The sequence below is a fragment of the Methylophaga sp. OBS4 genome (genome assembly GCF_026319305.1).
GTDB lineage: Bacteria > Pseudomonadota > Gammaproteobacteria > Nitrosococcales > Methylophagaceae > Methylophaga.
The window spans coordinates 62668-80521 of record NZ_JAPDMV010000005.1 but is presented as its reverse complement, the minus strand read 5'-3'; the positions used below and the strand labels follow the sequence as shown (position 1 = coordinate 80521).

The 17854-nt window shown below is 50.8% G+C and carries 20 protein-coding genes; 15 read left to right on the top strand and 5 right to left on the bottom strand.

Annotated features, from left to right (window positions below; translation table 11 throughout):
• The first annotated feature begins 4 nt into the window (after nucleotides 1–4).
• Genes rsxD through OMP95_RS02390 form a run of 5 tightly spaced genes read left to right on the top strand, consistent with a single transcriptional unit; the run spans nucleotide 5 to nucleotide 3450 of the window.
• Entirely contained in the window at nucleotides 5–1036 is a 1032-nt protein-coding gene (gene rsxD, locus OMP95_RS02410) for an electron transport complex subunit RsxD (protein ID WP_266325545.1), read from the top strand.
• Nucleotides 1036–1671, top strand: a complete 636-nt coding sequence (gene rsxG / locus OMP95_RS02405; RefSeq protein WP_266325543.1) for an electron transport complex subunit RsxG — start codon at nucleotides 1036–1038, stop codon at nucleotides 1669–1671. The genes rsxD and rsxG overlap by 1 nt, the downstream gene beginning before the upstream one ends.
• Nucleotides 1668–2351, top strand: coding sequence for an electron transport complex subunit E (locus OMP95_RS02400; protein ID WP_266325541.1), 684 nt, complete (start codon nucleotides 1668–1670; stop codon nucleotides 2349–2351). Before rsxG ends, OMP95_RS02400 begins: the two co-directional genes overlap by 4 nt.
• A gap of 3 nt (nucleotides 2352–2354) precedes the next feature.
• Nucleotides 2355–3014, top strand: a complete 660-nt coding sequence (gene nth / locus OMP95_RS02395; protein WP_266325539.1) for an endonuclease III — start codon at nucleotides 2355–2357, stop codon at nucleotides 3012–3014.
• Nucleotides 3015–3018: 4 nt separating this feature from the next.
• On the top strand, nucleotides 3019–3450 hold the full coding sequence (locus tag OMP95_RS02390) for a DUF1841 family protein (RefSeq protein ID WP_266325537.1): 432 nt from the start codon (nucleotides 3019–3021) through the stop codon (nucleotides 3448–3450).
• On the opposite strand, the gene OMP95_RS02385 is transcribed toward OMP95_RS02390, so the two are convergent.
• The 4 genes from OMP95_RS02385 to OMP95_RS02370 form a co-directional block, all read right to left on the bottom strand.
• Complete coding sequence (locus OMP95_RS02385; RefSeq protein WP_266325535.1) at nucleotides 3447–4241, bottom strand: DNA-binding domain-containing protein; 795 nt, start codon at nucleotides 4239–4241, stop codon at nucleotides 3447–3449. The two genes, OMP95_RS02390 and OMP95_RS02385, sit on opposite strands and share 4 nt — an antisense overlap.
• Nucleotides 4241–5110 (bottom strand): DUF692 domain-containing protein, encoded by an 870-nt coding sequence (locus OMP95_RS02380; protein ID WP_266325533.1) that lies wholly within the window; start codon nucleotides 5108–5110, stop codon nucleotides 4241–4243. Before OMP95_RS02380 ends, OMP95_RS02385 begins: the two co-directional genes overlap by 1 nt.
• An 81-nt stretch (nucleotides 5111–5191) precedes the next feature.
• Complete coding sequence (locus OMP95_RS02375; protein ID WP_266325531.1) at nucleotides 5192–5449, bottom strand: hypothetical protein; 258 nt, start codon at nucleotides 5447–5449, stop codon at nucleotides 5192–5194.
• Between the two features lie 16 nt (nucleotides 5450–5465).
• The gene (locus tag OMP95_RS02370) at nucleotides 5466–5768 is read right to left on the bottom strand and encodes a hypothetical protein (RefSeq protein ID WP_266325529.1); all 303 of its coding nucleotides are present in this window, start codon (nucleotides 5766–5768) and stop codon (nucleotides 5466–5468) included.
• A 274-nt stretch (nucleotides 5769–6042) separates the two neighbouring features.
• Here OMP95_RS02370 and OMP95_RS02365 point away from each other — a divergent pair, with 274 nt between their 5' ends.
• The 10 genes from OMP95_RS02365 (at nucleotide 6043) to OMP95_RS02320 (ending at nucleotide 15515) form a co-directional block, all read left to right on the top strand.
• On the top strand, nucleotides 6043–7044 hold the full coding sequence (locus OMP95_RS02365) for a zinc-binding alcohol dehydrogenase family protein (RefSeq protein WP_266325527.1): 1002 nt from the start codon (nucleotides 6043–6045) through the stop codon (nucleotides 7042–7044).
• A 147-nt stretch (nucleotides 7045–7191) separates the two neighbouring features.
• Nucleotides 7192–7674: a c-type cytochrome gene (locus OMP95_RS02360; RefSeq protein WP_266325525.1), complete on the top strand. Its 483-nt coding sequence runs from the start codon at nucleotides 7192–7194 to the stop codon at nucleotides 7672–7674.
• Between the two features lie 160 nt (nucleotides 7675–7834).
• Nucleotides 7835–10654: a monovalent cation/H+ antiporter subunit A gene (locus tag OMP95_RS02355; RefSeq protein ID WP_266325523.1), complete on the top strand. Its 2820-nt coding sequence runs from the start codon at nucleotides 7835–7837 to the stop codon at nucleotides 10652–10654.
• Nucleotides 10655–11041 carry a Na+/H+ antiporter subunit C gene (locus OMP95_RS02350; protein ID WP_266325521.1) on the top strand — a complete coding sequence of 129 codons (387 nt, stop codon included), beginning with the start codon at nucleotides 10655–10657 and terminating at the stop codon, nucleotides 11039–11041.
• Nucleotides 11041–12567: a monovalent cation/H+ antiporter subunit D gene (locus tag OMP95_RS02345; RefSeq protein ID WP_266325519.1), complete on the top strand. Its 1527-nt coding sequence runs from the start codon at nucleotides 11041–11043 to the stop codon at nucleotides 12565–12567. Before OMP95_RS02350 ends, OMP95_RS02345 begins: the two co-directional genes overlap by 1 nt.
• Nucleotides 12567–13055, top strand: a complete 489-nt coding sequence (locus OMP95_RS02340) for a Na+/H+ antiporter subunit E (protein ID WP_266325585.1) — start codon at nucleotides 12567–12569, stop codon at nucleotides 13053–13055. Before OMP95_RS02345 ends, OMP95_RS02340 begins: the two co-directional genes overlap by 1 nt.
• Nucleotides 13055–13324, top strand: coding sequence for a K+/H+ antiporter subunit F (locus OMP95_RS02335; protein ID WP_266325517.1), 270 nt, complete (start codon nucleotides 13055–13057; stop codon nucleotides 13322–13324). The genes OMP95_RS02340 and OMP95_RS02335 overlap by 1 nt, the downstream gene beginning before the upstream one ends.
• 9 nt (nucleotides 13325–13333) lie before the next feature.
• Entirely contained in the window at nucleotides 13334–13657 is a 324-nt protein-coding gene (locus tag OMP95_RS02330) for a Na+/H+ antiporter subunit G (protein ID WP_266325515.1), read from the top strand.
• A gap of 14 nt (nucleotides 13658–13671) precedes the next feature.
• A complete protein-coding gene (locus OMP95_RS02325; RefSeq protein ID WP_266325513.1) occupies nucleotides 13672–14121 on the top strand; it encodes a YaiI/YqxD family protein in 450 nt (149 codons plus the stop codon).
• Between the two features lie 188 nt (nucleotides 14122–14309).
• On the top strand, nucleotides 14310–15515 hold the full coding sequence (locus tag OMP95_RS02320; protein ID WP_266325511.1) for a GGDEF domain-containing protein: 1206 nt from the start codon (nucleotides 14310–14312) through the stop codon (nucleotides 15513–15515).
• A gap of 203 nt (nucleotides 15516–15718) precedes the next feature.
• Here OMP95_RS02320 and OMP95_RS02315 read toward each other — a convergent pair whose 3' ends face one another.
• Nucleotides 15719–17821, bottom strand: a complete 2103-nt coding sequence (locus tag OMP95_RS02315) for a TonB-dependent receptor family protein (protein ID WP_266325509.1) — start codon at nucleotides 17819–17821, stop codon at nucleotides 15719–15721.
• Nucleotides 17822–17854: the final 33 nt, after the last annotated feature.

The window sequence follows — 17854 nt, the reverse complement described above, 5'->3', positions numbered from 1 at the left end:
TTTCATGCCTATTTTCCGGCCCAGTCCGCCTTTCCTGGCGGGGACCAACCGCGTCACACTGCAAATGTTGCAGGTGCTGCTGGCATTGATTCCGGCAATCATCGCCATGGTCTATTTCTTCGGTCCTGCCGTATTGATTAATATCGCTTTGGCTTTGGTGGTAGCGTTGGCCAGCGAAGCGGTCATGCTTAAAATTCGCAAACGTCCGCTCAAACCGTTTCTGACCGATGGCAGTGCTGCAGTCACCGCTGTTTTGCTGGCGTTAGCCATCCCGCCGCTGTCACCCTGGTGGCTGACCGTAACAGGTATTATTTTCGCTATTGTTTTTGCCAAACATTTATACGGCGGTCTGGGTTATAACCCTTTCAATCCAGCCATGGTGGGTTATGTGTTGTTGCTGCTGTCGTTTCCACTGGAAATGACCACCTGGTTACCCGTAGCATCGTTGAGTGAAAATCCTGTCGACTTTTTCAGTGCGTTTCAGCTGATTTTTTATGGTGATACCGCAAACGGACTGGCCGCTGATGCCATCTCCGGCGCCACGCCGCTGGATGCCATGAAAACGCAGATAGGACTGTCGGTGTTACCGGAATATATTGTTAACCAGCCCTTGTTTGGTCTGTTTGGCGGCCTGGGTTGGGAATGGATCAATATCTGGTTCGCTTTGGGTGGCCTCTATCTGCTTTATCGCCGCGTTATCAGCTGGCATGTGCCGGTTGCGATGCTGGGCACCCTGTTTGTCATAAGTGGCATCACCTATTTTTTTGCGCCGGAAATAACGGCCCCGCCCCTTTTCCATCTGCTGAGCGGCGGCACCATGATCGGCGCATTCTTTATCGCCACCGATCCGGTATCAGGTTCAACGACAGTGAAAGGCAGGCTGGTATTCGGTGCCGGTGCCGGTTTGCTGACCTATATCATTCGTGTCTGGGGCGGCTACCCGGATGGCGTTGCTTTTGCTGTGTTATTGATGAACATGTTGGTACCGCTGATTGATTATTACACGCAACCGAAAGTTTACGGGGCTGTGAAATAATGGCCGCCTTCTATAAACATATCCTGCGTGTGGGAGCAATGCTGGGCATTTTTGCCATTGTTGCCACCACCTTAGTAGCCCTTACTGAAAGTAACACCCGCGAGCAAATCAAGGAAAATGAACGGCAGGCTTTGCTCAATGCGATCAATGCTTTGATCCCGCATGAAAAATATGACAATGCGATTCTGACCGACACCACCGCATTGGCTGCCACCGAAATGCTGGGCACGGAAGAAGTCACAAAGGTCTATCGTGCCCGCAAAAAGGGTGAGCCGGTTGCGGCCGTGTTTACCGTCGTCGCCCCTAATGGCTATAGCGGCCGTATCAAAATGCTGGTGGGGATTTATCACAATGGCACACTGGCCGGTGTTCGAGTCATTAACCACAAAGAAACGCCCGGTCTCGGTGATAAAATTGATGAAAAACGTTCAGACTGGATTTTAGGCTTTGAAGGTTTGTCATTGCAAAAGCCGGTCTCGGCAAAATGGAAGGTAAAAAAAGACAGCGGCGCATTTGATCAATTTACCGGTGCGACCATTACCCCGCGTGCGGTGATCAGTGCGGTGAAAAAATCGCTGGAATACTTCCACACACATCGCGATGAACTGTTTGCTGTCGCAGAGGAAACCAAATGAATATTTACAGCCAGATCATTAAAGACGGTTTATGGAAAAATAACCCGGCTTTGGTTCAGTTGTTGGGGTTGTGTCCCCTGCTGGCCGTCACCAACACCGTGATCAACGGTCTGGGCCTGGGGCTGGCGACCATTCTGACGCTGGTGGCATCCAACGGCCTGGTTTCGCTGCTGCGCCATCAGATTCCCGATGAAGCCCGTCTGCCGGTGTTTGTAATGATTATTGCCTCCATCGTGACGGTGATTGAACTGTCGATGAATGCCTGGTTCCATGAGTTGTACCTGATTCTGGGGATTTTTATTCCTTTGATCGTGACCAATTGCTCGATTATCGGCCGTGCCGAAGCGTTTGCCGCCAGAAATCCGGTCGGCCCGGCGCTGCTGGATGGGCTGATGATGGGACTCGGCTTCACTGCAATCCTGGTATTGCTGGGCGGGATGCGTGAACTGATTGGCCAGGGCACTTTGTTCAGTCAAGCCTATCTGATGTTCGGCGAAGCCGCACGCGGCTTCAGTATTGTGGTACTGGAAGACTATCGCGGTTTTCTGATGGCTTTGTTGCCACCGGGTGCATTTATCGGACTGGGTCTGATTGTCGCGTTGAAAAACCTGATCGATGAAAAACTGGCTACCAGACAGCCGAAAGCGGTTGAAGCGACAACGGAACCCGTAACCGGATAACATATGAACCAAGCTCAACGGCGCGAATTTTTTGCCACGCTGCAAGCACATAATCCGGCACCAACAACCGAGCTGAACTACCGTAGCCCTTTCGAACTGCTGATTGCCGTTATTCTGTCAGCACAAGCCACCGATGTCGGTGTGAATAAGGCGACTGATAAACTGTATCCGGTTGCCAACACCCCGCAGGCAATATTGGATCTGGGGGTCGAGGGTCTCAGGCAATACATTAAAACCATCGGCCTGTTTAACGGCAAAGCCGACAATATCATCAAAACCTGCCGGATCCTGCTGGAAAAACACCGTGGCGAAGTGCCGCAAGACCGCGCCGCGCTGGAAGCCCTGCCCGGTGTCGGCCGCAAAACCGCCAATGTGATTTTAAATACCGTGTTCCGGCAGCCGGTCATTGCGGTCGACACTCATATCTTCCGGGTAGCAAACCGCACCGGTCTGGCCAAAGGCAAAACGGTCAGGGCTGTCGAAGACAAGCTGATGAAAGTGGTGCCGGATGAATTCAAACTGGATGCCCATCACTGGCTGATTCTGCATGGCCGCTATATTTGTGTGGCCCGCAAACCCAAATGCGATCAATGCGTGGTGTCGCATCTGTGTGATTATTTCCGCGATCAGAGCCGCCGCACTCGTACAATGGAGAAAAGCTGATCCCATGTTCGGCCAGGACAGACAACAACTAAGACAGTTCTTTCATAATGTCTGGGCCAAAATGCAAACCGGTGAAACGCTGTCACCGTTGGAAATGGTTGTTGCCGAGGTCATCAAAAAACACCCCGAATACCATGCTATCTTCAACAAACCCGAGCAAGTCGATCGGGACTATTTTGTCGAAGCCGGCGAAACCAATCCCTATCTGCATATGGCCTTGCATATTTCGCTGCATGAGCAAATCATCACCGACCGCCCTGCCGGGATTCGCACCCTCTATCAGCAACTGGTGGCAAAAACCGGCGATGCCCATAAATGCGAACATCTGATGATGGAATGCCTGGCCGAATCGCTGTGGCAGGCGCAGCGCGATCAGCAGCCGCCCTCCGATGAGTTTTATCTCGCAGCTCTCCAAAAGTTGCTGCAATCCCGTTAAGCGTTAGTTTCGTAATAAAGCGCGCAGAGCGTTTCGTCTTCCACCCAGCGCTGCAAAAAGCCGATCGCCTTCATCGGTGTTTCTTCTTCGCTGAAATAGTTCAGCAATACTTCACATATTTCAGCAAAACTGTGCCCGGCCACTGCGGCTGACAATGCGGCTTGTTCCGCCGGATCAACAGGCCGGTAATGGCTGATCAGATCGGAGCGGCGCCATAAAAGCCAGCATTCTTCGTTGTCATGAAGCACGGCTGCAGGCGGTGTTTTTTCATTTGCCAATGCTTTCCAGATGGCAAATGCATTGGTTTTAAGCTGTAACAGTTGCGCGGATGGCTGGAAACCCAGTTTCAATTCCGGCCAGGCATGTTGTGCAATGCCGGCAAAATCTTCCAAGGTAATAACGGCCGCATCGGCGGCATCAAAGCTGTTGGCAAAAGCCTGTTCGATCAATGCCAGTTCATATAATTCTGCATGTTGATTATATGGCGTTATCCCCGTCAGTATGGTCGGCATGTCCATACCGTAAAAACGCAGGCTGGTGGTTTGGGACGGATAAGCATCAATATAACGGTCCATCAGCAAATCAAATTGCTGATCGCCAAGGTAGGCATGCAATTTCTCGTAATCTGTCTCAAGCGCTTCTTTCAAACGCAGGCGATAGGCATTGGCATAGATATGCAGCCGTTCAGCAGCGGACATCATCGGTGTCGATTCGATCTGGCTATCGATGCCCGAATCCTGACCCAGTAGATACTGCATGAAATTTTGCTGCATATCGCGTAAAACCGACATCAGGCCACTCCTCGCCGGACTTGGCTGTCACTGATACGGAGTTGCTCGGCTGTTAGGGCTTTTTGTGCAATCTGTTCAGCAATGCGCAGTTCTTCACGCAGTTCAGCGAAAGGCGGAATATTATCATCACGCTCTATCATGGTACTGACGGCGCCGAAACGGCCCAATGCGTATTCATATAAGTCCCAGACCGGATCTGCCACTGCATGATCATGTGTATCAATAATCATCTCGCCATGATAGCTGTGCCCTGCCAGATGAAATTGCATGACCCTGTCAGCATCAAGCGCGTTCAGGTAGTCCCGCGGGTCAAAATGATGATTATTGGCGCTGACAAAAATATTGTTGATATCCACCAGCAGCAGACAACCGCTACGCCGAGCGATCTCGTTAATAAACGTCCACTCCGGCATATCCGAGTTGTGGTAGGTGACATAGCTGGACAGGTTTTCAATCAGAATCTGCCGTCCCAGATATTCCTGGACGGCATCGATACGTTCGACGATATGTGTGATCGTGGCTTCGTTATAAGGCAAAGGCAGCAAATCATGACTGTTAAGATGATCTACCGTAGTCCAGCATAAATGATCCGAAATCCAGCTTGGCTGCACGCGCTCGGCCAGGGATTTGAGCTGGCCCAGATAATCATAATTAAGCGGATCGGTACTGCCGATAGACATCGACACCCCATGCATCACCATCGGATAGTCTTGTCGGATTCTGTACAGATGTGCCAGCGGTTTGCCGCCGGGCACCATATAATTCTCGGAAAGGATTTCAAACCAGTCAAGCGCCGGTTTGTGTTCAATGATATGGGCATAATGGTCGGTGCGCAGACCTAAACCAAAGCCGAGAAAAGGACGCGTCATGATTTTGCCTTTACATCACGGGTATATAGTGACAACCTCGCGCCACTCCCGGTCGGAGTAGCGCGAGGCTGACAAAGCCAGTTATTCTTCGACTGTACCACCGATTTTTTCACAGGCTTCCTTCGACATGGAAACAAAGCCCTGGCCTTTACAAGCGCCTTTGCCTTTACAGGCATTTTCTGCGGTCTTACAGTCATTGTGGCCTTTACAGACATTGACGCCATAACAATGCACCTTGGCAGTCTTGTCTTCTCCTGCGCTGACAGCAGGAACGGCACCCAGCATACTGGCGGCAGCAAATGCTAAAGCCACCCCAGTGGAAGTAATTGCATGTTTCATGACAAACCTCCTTTACTTAGTATCTTGTTCTGTACGGATTGTATTCATCTTCACTCGTTTCACTAACGACTTTACCGCCGACATCAGCACAAGCTTCGGCGGACATTGATACAAAGCCTTTGCCTTTACATGAGCCCTGGCCCTTGCAGGCATTATCCGCGGTCTTGCAGTCGTTGTGTCCGGCACACTTGTTAACACCGTAACAGTGCACCACTTCCTCTGCGCCGGCCTGCTGACTGGTAGAGTGTGCAGCACATCCCATCATGCCTGCTGCTGCAACAGCCAGAGCCAAACCGGTTGTCGTCTTTAAAACACTCATCTCATCCTCTCATTCTCTATTGGTTTTTAGGCGATATCGCCCGCCCAAACTACAATCGACAGGCATTGATAACGGCGAGAAGGGACAAAGTCCCTTCAATGTGGACAGATAATATGAAAAAACGTTACAAAAAATATTTACGAAAGCTTCATGGCAATTCACAATCCCTTTATTTATCATGAAGCACCGACACCTACCATTTACTGTCATAAAACAATTCAATAATCTCTCCGGATGACCGATGCCCGGCGTTGATTGGGAAAAGGATACCGCTATGAAAGCCTACGGTTATACCAGCGCCGATGCAGCCCCTGAACTGATTGAACAGCCTAACCCCGTTCCAACTGGCCGGGATCTGTTGATCGAAATAGAGGCGATTGCCGTCAATCCCGTCGACACTAAAGTCAAAGCCGGTATCAAAAAACGGCTGGATACGCCCAAAGTGATCGGTTGGGATGCCTGCGGTACTGTGATTGCGGCTGGCGGGGATTGCGAGTTATTCAAAATTGGCGACAAGGTGTTTTATGCCGGCGATATCAGCCGTCCCGGCTGTTACGCCAGTCATCAACTGGTAGACGAACGCATAGTCGGTTTCGCCCCCCATACCCTGACGGCAACTGAAGCTGCCGCCATGCCCTTGACCAGCATCACGGCTTGGGAAGCTTTGTTTTCCAGAATGAAAATTCACCCCAATGTGGATATAAACAAAACCCTGCTTATCGTCGGCGCAGCTGGCGGCGTGGGTTCCATTGCTATTCAGCTGGCAAAAAAAGTCGTAGATCTGAATGTGGTGGCAACAGCTTCCAGAAGCGAGTCAGCCGACTGGTGCCTGGAACTGGGTGCCGATCATATTATTAATCATCACAATCTGGCCGCAGAGTATCAGCAGTTAGGTATCGCCAAGCCGGATTATATTCTGTGTCTCGGAGACACTGATTCTTATTTCGATACGCTGGCTGAACTGGTCGCCCCCCAGGGTATGATTTGTTTTGTCGTCACCAGTCAACAAAATCACAATATTGATGTTCTCAAAACCAAGAGCGCCGGTCTGGTATGGGAATTCATGTTTACCCGCCCCATGTTCAAAACCGCTGATATCACGGCGCAGCACCAACTGCTTAACCGCATTGCAGAAATGCTGGATGAAGGACTGCTCCGCTGCACATTACGACAAACTTTCGGCGCCATCAATGCCGACACTATTCACCAGGCTCATCAACAGTTACTCAGTGGAACTACGCTAGGTAAAATAGCACTGACCGCAATCAAGAACTGAACACCCATAAACTTAAGATCACCTCTGAAAATTAGAATTTTCAGAGGTGATCTGGAAGACTTTAAACAGGTTTTAGTTCTGTCATAGCGCATAAAGGACGATAACCGTATAATTAGCCCCACTCTTTAATGTAGCTGAGGTTCAACGATGAATAAAAACACATCAGGTAAATTTTTTGTAGGTAGTATCATCGCCATCGTGGCGTTATTCGGTCTGGTATTGATTATTCTTAATAATATGCAGTCCTTGGGGAAAAACGCGGTTGAACCTGAAAGTATGGATGCTGAAGCTGTCGCCGAACGTATTAAACCGGTTGCTGAAGTCAATGTTGGTGAGCCCCCGGTGGTTGAAGCACCTGCGGCTGAAGAAACTGAAGTCGCCAGCAGCGGTGGCCGGGGTGAACAGATCGTCAATCAGGTTTGTGCTACCTGCCATGGCTCTGGCCTGATGCAGTCACCTAAACTGGGTAATGCAAGTGACTGGGCACCCCGTATCGAAAAAGGCATTGAAACTTTATACAACAATGCCATTAACGGCTTCAATATGATGCCGGCCAAAGGCGGACGCGCTGATTTGAGTGATGACGAGGTCAAAGCCGCTGTCGATTATATGATTGAAACAGCGCAATAACATCACATCGGCGTTTTCTGCATACAGAATTGCTGCACGGCACCGTCATACCTCGGCTTGTTTGCTCATCCAGGATGACGGTGCTGTTTTTGCATTAAGGAATACGCTTGCTGCTCCAGATCCGTTTTGAACTGTATCACTGAAAAGATAATGTATCGTAATGAATCTGCTTGCTGTTAATCTTCCCTTAATTGTCCTGATACCGTTTGCCGGCGCACCTCTGGCGGCATGGGTAACCCGATATAACCGTCTTGCCTCGGCCTGGGCTGCCAGTTTGATTACCCTGCTGTCATTGTTATTACTGTTGCCAGCCATACAGCTCCCATTCAACGACCAGGTATTGATTCAGCAATGGTCATGGATGCCATCTATCGGGCTGGATTTTGCATTCCGGCTGGATGGCCTAGCCCTGTTATTTACGCTGCTTATCCTGTTGATTGGGCTGCTTGTCATTCTGTATGCCCGCTATTATCTGTCGCCCGCAGATTCCATGGGACGATTCTTTTCCTATCTGCTGATGTTTATGGGATCGATGCTGGGCATCGTGCTGTCTGAGAACCTGATCCAGCTGGTGATCTTCTGGGAACTGACCTCTTTGACCTCTTTCCTGCTTATCAGCTACTGGCAACACCAGCAGGATGCGCGTGATGGCGCACGAATGGCGCTAGCCGTAACCGGAGCCGGCGGTTTAGCCATGCTGGCCGGTGTCATCATGCTGGGTCAGATGGCAGGCAGTTACAACCTCAGCCAGGTTCTGACTGCCGGCGATATGATCCGTCAACATGAATGGTATCTGCCCATGCTCATGCTGATCCTGCTCGGCGTTTTTACCAAATCAGCGCAGTTTCCATTCCACTTCTGGTTGCCGCATGCGATGGCTGCACCCACCCCGGTATCCGCCTATCTGCATTCCGCCACGATGGTTAAGGCCGGCATATTCATGCTGGCACGTCTGTTTCCGGTGCTGTCCGGCACAGAAGCCTGGAGCTGGCTGGTGGGTGGTGCAGGTATGTTCACCATGGTACTCGGCGCCTATACCGCCTTGTTCAAACATGATTTGAAAGGCCTGCTGGCTTATTCCACCATCAGTCATCTGGGCTTGATTACACTGCTGTTCGGTTTCGGTACGCAACTGGCGGCTGTTGCGGCGATTTTTCATATTATCAATCACGCCACCTTCAAGGCGTCGCTGTTTATGGTCGCAGGCATTATCGACCATGAATCGGGCAGCCGCGATATGCGCAAGCTTAATGGTCTGTTCAAATATATGCCGCACACAGCCTTGCTGGCCATGATTGCCGCCGCTGCCATGGCCGGTGTGCCGCTGTTGAACGGCTTTCTCAGTAAAGAGATGTTTTTTGATCAGGCATTACATGCTTCCGGTACCAATTCACTGGCCTGGGCAATTCCGGTAGTGGTGACCTTAGGCGCTGTATTCTCAGTAGCTTACTCACTGCGCTTTATCCATGATGTGTTCTTTAATGGCGAGCCCCGAGGCCTGCCAAAAACACCACATGAACCGCCCCGTTTTATGAAAATCCCGGTGGATATTCTGGTTGTACTATGTCTGGGCGTCGGCATGGCACCGATGCTGCTGGTGGGCCCTATTTTATCTGTCGCAGTTGCCGGCAGTCTGCAGGTGACACCGCCACAGTTCAGTTTGGCGATCTGGCATGGTTTCAGTCTGCCGCTGCTGATGAGTTTTATTGCGATGTCGCTGGGGATAACCATCTATTGCTTCCGCGAAAAATTATTCCGCTGGCATGATACCAATCTACCCAGAGTTGATGCCCGCGTGATGTTCAATGCGGTACTGCATGGTTTGCTGGTCTCCGCTGGGCGTATAACCCGATTTTTTGATCGTGGCTCATTACAACATGCAGCAAGCTGGATTTTGTTTACAGCGGTTGCTGCCGCCCTATACGGGTTCAGTCAATTTGACAGTCCGTTACTGGGCAATCGAACGTTACTGGACATTGACGGTGTCACCTTATCAATGGCCGCGGCCCTGATGCTGGCCTGCTTGCTGACCGTACTGCTGCATCATCAACGGCTGGTGGCACTCATTACCGTAGGTGTTGTCGGCCTTATTATCTCGCTGGGTTTTGTTAAATTTTCCGCACCGGATCTGGCGCTGACCCAGCTCTCTGTTGAAGTGGTCACCATCGTGTTGCTGTTACTGGCTTTATTCTTTCTGCCGCAACATACTTCGCAGGAACGCAGCCGCAAAAGACTCAGCCGCGACCTGATTATATCCACCGCGGCCGGTATTGGTGTCATGTTGCTGGCCATGGCTGTGATGTCTCGTGATTACATGCCGATATCCGGCTTTTTTCTCGATAACAGCAAACCCGGCGGTGGCGGCAGCAATGTGGTCAACGTCATTCTGGTCGACTTCCGCGGCTTTGATACTATGGGTGAAATTGTCGTCCTGGCGCTGGCAGGCTTGGGGATCTTCGCCATGCTGCAAAATCTGCAGTTGCTTGCACCTCCGAGCGATATCGAGGGGCGAGAATGGAGCCATGATCCGCATCCGCCGATTATGCAGACGCTGACCCGGCTGCTGTTCCCGCTGATGTTGCTGGTGGCGGTGTTTATCTTCCTGCGCGGCCATAACCTGCCCGGCGGTGGATTCATTGCCGGTCTGATTGCGGCAGTAGCCCTGATTTCACAATATCTGGCCAATGGTATCGCCTGGACTAACGCCCGGATCAAAGTGGATATGCACTGGATTATCGGCTTCGGCCTGATGGCTGCGGTGATAACCGGCGTGGTGTCAATGCTACTGGCCTACCCGTTCCTTACTTCGGCATTCACTTATCTGCACTGGCCGCTTGTCGGTAAATTCGAAGTTGCCAGTGCCATTGCTTTTGATCTGGGTGTTTTCCTGGTCGTCGTCGGTGCTACGGTGTTGATTCTGGTTGAGCTGGGCAAGCTCAGCCACGCTTCCCATCACATACAACAACAGGAGCATGAATAAATGGAGTGGCTGGTTGCCATTGTGATTGGCGTAATGACTGCCTGTGGTGTTTATCTGACTTTGCGGGCGCGTACTTTTCCGGTGGTACTGGGACTGACATTGCTTGCTTACGCAGTCAACGTTTTTCTGTTTTCAATGGGCCGGCTCACTATCGGCGATCCTGCCATCATTAGTGCCACGGCCACAGCTTATACCGACCCGCTGCCCCAGGCGCTGGTGCTGACAGCCATCGTGATTGCCTTTGGCATGACGGCATTCCTGATCGTGCTGGCTTTGAAGGCTCGCAGTGAACTCGGCAATGATCATGTCGACGGACTGATTTATGTGGCAGAAGATATGGCCATTTCCAATCGCAGCAAACAAGCTGAGCGTGGAGAAGCCGACTGATGTCCATACATTTAACCGCTTTGCCGATATTGCTGCCGCTGATTGGTGGTGTGTTGATCCTATTTGCCCGCAGCAGCGGACTGGCGCTGCAACGCAAGCTTAACCTGCTGCTGACTGCCACATTGATTGTGGTCGCAGTCAATCTGTTGGATACCGCAGCCTCAGGAGTCCATCAGGTTTATCTGCTGGGCAACTGGCCGGCACCGTTTGGTATCGTTTTAGTGCTGGATAAATTATCCGCACTGATGTTGCTGATGACCGCCCTGCTGGCATTTGCCGCGCTATGTTATGGCATCAGCGAAAATACTGACAAACAGGGTGAACATTTCCATGCACTGTTTCAGATTCAGCTGTTCGGTCTGAACGGTGCCTTTCTAACCGGTGACTTGTTTAATCTGTTTGTATTTTTCGAAGTACTGCTGCTGGCATCATACGGTTTGCTGCTGCACGGCGGAGGCCGTTTGCGTACCAAAAGCGGGCTGCACTATGTCATTATCAACCTGATTGGTTCCAGCTTGTTTCTGTTTGCGGTCGGTACGCTCTATGGTGTCACCGGCACGCTCAATATAGCGGATATGGCCGCCAAAATGGCTGCCGTTGATGTTATGGATCAGGGTATTGTCGGCGCGGCCGCTTTACTGTTGCTGGTTGTTTTCGGCATTAAAGCCGCTATATTCCCGTTATATTTATGGTTGCCGGGTGCTTATGCGCACACCTCCGCTCCCGTTGCCGCACTGTTTGCCATTATGACCAAGGTGGGCCTGTACGCCATTATCCGGGTGCACGGCACTGTTTTTGCCGAACAGGCCGGTTCCCTGACGGCTATTCATGCCGAAGTGCTGCTAGTGCTGGGCATGATCACATTACTGATGGCTGCACTGGGGGTAATCGCCGCACGTGCGCTGCGAGAGCAGGTGGCCTACCTGATTCTCGCCTCAGTCGCCACCTTGCTGATCGGCATTGGTATCAACCAGCAGCAAGCGCTGGCCGCCACCTTGTATTATCTGATTCATTCCACATTCATCGGCGGCGCGCTGTTTCTGCTGGCTGATATCATTGTCCAGAGCCGCGGCAGTGTTGCAGATAAATTTCGTAGCGCACCGGCGATGTCCTCATCGGTGCTAGTGGGTAGTATTTACCTGGTCGCCGCGGTGGCAATGGTCGGCATGCCGCCTTTGTCAGGTTTTTTTGGTAAGGTACTGCTGCTTGAAGCCGCTTTGAACCACAACGGATTTGCCTGGATCTTTGCCGCCGTTCTGCTGGGCAGCCTGTTGATGGTGATTGCCATGGCCAGAAGCGGATCAATGTTGTTTTATCAGACACAGCAAACGACAAAAACAGATGGTAGAGCCTTGAACAACAAAGCTTTCATTGTCATGCTGCTGTTACTTTTCACCAGTCCGCTGCTGGTGATATTTGCCCACCCTGTCAGTAGTTTCACCGCTGCTGTTGCCGATCAATTATTTAATACGGATGCTTATATTCAGGCGGTATTGAACCAACCGGTTTCTTCAGGAAAACGATGATGCTGCGTCGTATATTTCCTCATCCGCTGCTCAGCTTTATTCTCTGGTTTATCTGGTTATTGCTGAATAATACCGTTGATCCGGCCCATATGATTCTGGGGGCTGTCCTGGCGATTTTTATTCCTTGGTTTACTTCCGCTTTCTGGCCCGAAAAGGTCAGGATTCGCCGGCCGTGGTTGCTGGTTAAATATATTGTGATTGTGCTGTATGAGATTCTGGTGGCTAATGTAATAGTAGCTAAATTAATCCTGTCTCGGCAGGATAAACTGCAACCGGGGTTTCTGCATATACCGCTGGAACTGGAGTCACCTATTGCCATCGCTATACTGGCCAACACCATATCTTTGACGCCCGGTACGGTAACTTGTGACTTATCTGACGATCGCCGCAGCCTTTTGGTTCATGCCTTGCATGTGGAAGATCCGCAAGCGACTGTCCAAGAGATTAAACAGATGTTTGAAAAACCGTTGCAGGAGATCTTCAGCTGATGTTGGATACCGTCATCGCTATTGCTTTTGTCATGGTGGGTCTGGCCCTCATTCTCAGTCTTTACCGGCTGCTGGCAGGCCCTGATGTGCCGGATCGGATCCTGGCACTGGACACGCTTTATATCAACTCGATCGCCTTGCTGATTTTGCTCGGTATTCATTTACAAAGCGCGTTGTATTACGAAGCCGCGTTACTGATCGCGGTGATGGGTTTTATGGGCACACTGGCGCTCAGTAAATACCTGTTACGCGGCGACATTATGGAATAGGAGCAGATCATGCTTGACTGGGTTGTAGCAATATTGATTCTGATTGGTGCCTTTTTCACACTGGTCGGTTCACTTGGTTTGTTCAAATTGCGTGATTTCTATATGCGGCTGCACGGGCCGACCAAAGCCAGTACGCTGGGTGTAGGAGCGATTCTGATTGCATCAGCGATTCACTTCAGCCTGAAAACAGATGCTGTCAGCCTGCACGAGATCCTGGTCACTTTATTTTTATTTATCACAGCCCCTGTCAGCGCCCATTTGATGGCCAAAGCAGCCTTACATATCAAAATAAAACAGGATGTCCGGACGCTGAATAAATCTGATCACATCTGAGTTGAGGCAATAAAATGCATATATGGGTCGATGCAGATGCCTGTCCGGTAGTCATCAGAGAGATACTGTTTCGTGCCGCGCAGCGCACGGGCTTGTCGATGACTTTAATTGCCAATCACCCGTTAAAAATACCGCCTTCGCCGCTGATTCAATTCATGCAGGTCAGTCACGGTTTTGATGTGGCTGACAACGAGATCGTTGATAGAGTCACTGCCGGTGATCTGGTGATCAGTGCCGATATTCCGCTGGCCGCTGATATTATCGCCAAAGGCGCATGGTGTCTGAGTCCCAGAGGAGAATTGTTTGATAAAAACAACATCGCCGCCCGCCTCAGTATGCGGGATTTTATGGATACGCTGCGCTCAAGTGGTGTCGATACCGGCGGCCACAAAAGTTTCAGTCATAAAGATCGCCTCAATTTTGCCAATCAGCTGGACAAACTCCTGCAATCAGCTACTTCGTGACTGCCTTCTTTTTTATGAAATGTGTGATCAATTCTATATAACCTGCACGCATAGAAGAGTACTGTCTAAGTTCCTGAATTTCAGCAAATATAAACCACTCATTTCTGCCTGAAATTGCCTACTGCCAACCATGATTTCAGTCCTGTACAGCGACATTCAGACTGATATGCACAAAGGTCATTCGCACTGTGGATGCAAAATCATACAAAGAGAAAGTATTTTTCGTGCTGTGCCTGACACTGGCATTAACCATTGCTACGGCAGGTTTTGGTTACAAAGTGGTCCAACAGATGGAAACCATCAAGACCGACTGGCAGAATTTTGAACACCACTCTGTACAACGTGTCCAGTTGCTGAGTCAGATCCAGGCGGATCTGGGATACGGTGGTTTTATTCATCTGTTCAAAAACTTTCTATTGCACCAAGATACAAGCTTGATTCCAAGTATAGAAGCAAGCCTGTTCCGGTTGCATTCTGCTATAGATAAATACGCTGCTTATGCCATATCAGAACGTGAATATATCGCGCTGACGCAGTTGCGTACGGTATTGAACAATTATGAAAGTAACTATGTTCAGGCAAGAGAGTTGATAATAACCAGTATTACTGCCGATCAGCTCAATGCCATCATCAGCGTTGATGACACACCGGCACTGGCTGCAATTCAAACCTTATCCGATACCATCCTGACCCGAGCCAAACACCACCAGACTATCACCAATCAGCGTTTTGATAACACGCAGCAACTGGTCAGCTGGAGCTACCTGCTGTTACCGGTCATGTTGATTTCTGCCGCTGTTCTGATTTATCTGTTACGGCGTATCCTGCGTGCCGAAAAACGCATTCAGCACATGGCGCATTACGATATGCTCACCGCCCTGCCTAACCGCAGCCTGTTTCATGACAGGTTACGGCAAGCCATTCTGCGGGTGGAGCGAAACCAGACCATTGCTGCCCTGCTGTTCATGGATCTGGACGGTTTCAAACAAATCAATGACACACTGGGACACGACGCCGGAGACAAACTGTTAAAAGTCATTGCCCGGCGATTGCAGGGAACCATTCGTAAAACCGATACCGTCGCCAGATTGGGAGGGGATGAATTTACAGTGATTCTGGAAACAGTCAGCTCGGCCCGCCGTGCCGATATGGTGGCCATGCGGCTGATCCGTGCGATTGAGGAACCGATTGAATTACGGGGTCAGACTATCCGGGTGAGCGCCAGTGTGGGGATTAGTATCTGTCCGGATGATTCCATGTCAGATATCACTTTGATGCACTGTGCAGATTCGGCGATGTATCTGGCCAAGCAACAAGGCAAAGGCCGCTTCAGGCGCTACGATCAAAAGATCCCCTCTCCCATAGGCAGCCATCATCCGGTTCTGGGTAGTTAACCTGAGGTTTGGATAAGCAACACGCTCGCATGGTGAAATCATTTATTCCCACAGAGTTGTTGTTCATGCTTCGACTCTTCGTCAAGCTCAGAGCTCAGCACGAACGGAGCCCTATCAGTACCGTTCGCTCTGAGCTCGTCGAAGAGCGAGTCCTTTATTGCTGAACTTTCAAAGCTTTTTATGTGCGGCTCAGGTTAGTTGAGTTACAAGCGATATTCCACACCCAGATAAGCCGATAATGGCGCACCCGGATTGAGGATTTGTGAATCGGCATCGGAAATATCCTCTACCCCGTGGCTGGCAATATAGTCGCGATCAAACAGGTTGCGCACTTCGGCAAACACCTTGAAATGCTCGTTTGACCAGCCACTTTTCAGGCCGAACAAGGTGTATGAGCCCACTTTGAAACTGTTTGCAAAATCAGCATAACGATCAGACACATAATCCATGGTCGGGCCGATATAGAAACCGTTGTTGTTGCGGTAAAGCAGCTCGCTCTTCATGACGAAGTTGGGGGCGGCCGGTAAGGTGTTATCCCCATAAACGGCATCGTTATCAAACCGGAACCGGTTCCAACTCACACTTGCCAGCGGAGCCAGACGATGGCGGCCGGTATCATCCAGCGCCAGTTCGGCATTCAATAAAGCCTCGATACCTGCATGGATGGTGTCATCCACGTTGGTCGACAGGCTGGTACCGGGCGCGGCGGGATCATCAATTGACAGGATCTCATCACGTAACTGAGCGTAATAAGCCGACACATCCCAGCCCCACTGACTGTCGCGGCTTAAACGCTTATGCCCCCGGCTGCCGAATTCGAAAACTTCCCCTTTCATCGCGTCCAGCGCTTCATCGTTGCCGGCAATACCGTCTTCCAGCTGAAAAGTCGTCGGTGCTTCATAAAGACGGCTCAGATTAGTGTAGAGGCTGGTGTCAGGACTCACCTGGTAAACCAGTCCAATACGCGGGTTGATACTGTTGTAGTCATCCTCCGGGTTTCTGACCGAACCATCTGACAATGTAGTGACCTTGACCTCACGCCCGGCAGAAACGGCCTGAGCACCCGCCACCAAAGTCCAGTTTTCGACAAACTGCCAGCGATCCATCAAATACAATTCCAGGGTATCGCCTTCATTGTCGTTTTTGGTGCTCCGCCCCGTTTTGTCACCAGCTTCATGGGTGTAATTACCACCATCAATCCGGGTCACACCATAGTTGAAGCCCACCAGCCAATCATGATCGCCCATCTTGTGCTGATAGCGGGCCATGGTGCCGACATCACGCTGGGTGTTATCTATCAGCAGGCTGAAGAAAGGCGAATAGACAATCGGGTGAAACAGTTTCTGTTCTTCGAACGAGACGCCAAACTCAAACCGGCGGTTTTCATCGATATCCCAGCTGGTTTTATTGGCCACACGCCAGATATCGACATCTTTCTGTAAATGCCCTGCATCACGCTCGGCACTAGGCCTTGCCTGATCACGATCTTCACGCACTTGTGCCCGGGTCAGGGAGCCGGCCAGTTCCTGATCGTCATTGAGGTAAGTCAGGTAAAAACGGCTGGAAATATTATCAGTCAGCCGGATGCCGCCATTGGCATAAACGCCGGTTCTGTCCTGCTTGTTATGATCGCGGTAGCCATCCCATTGTTTGGTTTCAATGGTCACCAGACCGTCCAGTTGATCATTAAACACTTGTCCGGCCGTCAGCCGGGTTTGACGCTGACCATGGCTGCCGCCTGAAACCGACAGGCTCAGCGGAGAGACATCGTAGGCGGTCTGACTGATGAAGTTAATCGCCCCACCCAAGGTGCCGGCACCGTATTTCATCGCATTGGCGCCGCGGGCAAACACCGCATACCGCGAACTCAGCGGATCGATAATGCGGTTATGGTTATTACCGTCAGCCGCCGTGACCGGCAGACCATCCTGCAACAGCTTGATGCCGTTCATGTCATAGTCGGTGGCATCGAGGTTGGAGCCGCGACTGGAGAAAAAGATATTGTCATTACCGGTATCGCTGGCCGCCCAGACACCCGGCACATAACGCAGAGCATCTTCCAGACTGGATACCTGACCTTCAGTAATACTGTCCATCTCAATCACGCTGACACCACCCGGCGTCAGCCGCATTTCCTGTTTATCCGTTTCCAGTCCCAGGTTGCCGGGCGCGATTTGTTCGCCCACCACCTGCATTTGATTGAGTTCCAAAGCACCGTGTTCGGCATACACATTGACTGCCGTGGCAGTCAGACAGGCTGCTACCAGTGTTTTCAGCGGCCGGCGAAATGAATTATGAGATGACATCTAAACTTCCGTTAACAAGACAAAATCCTGCAT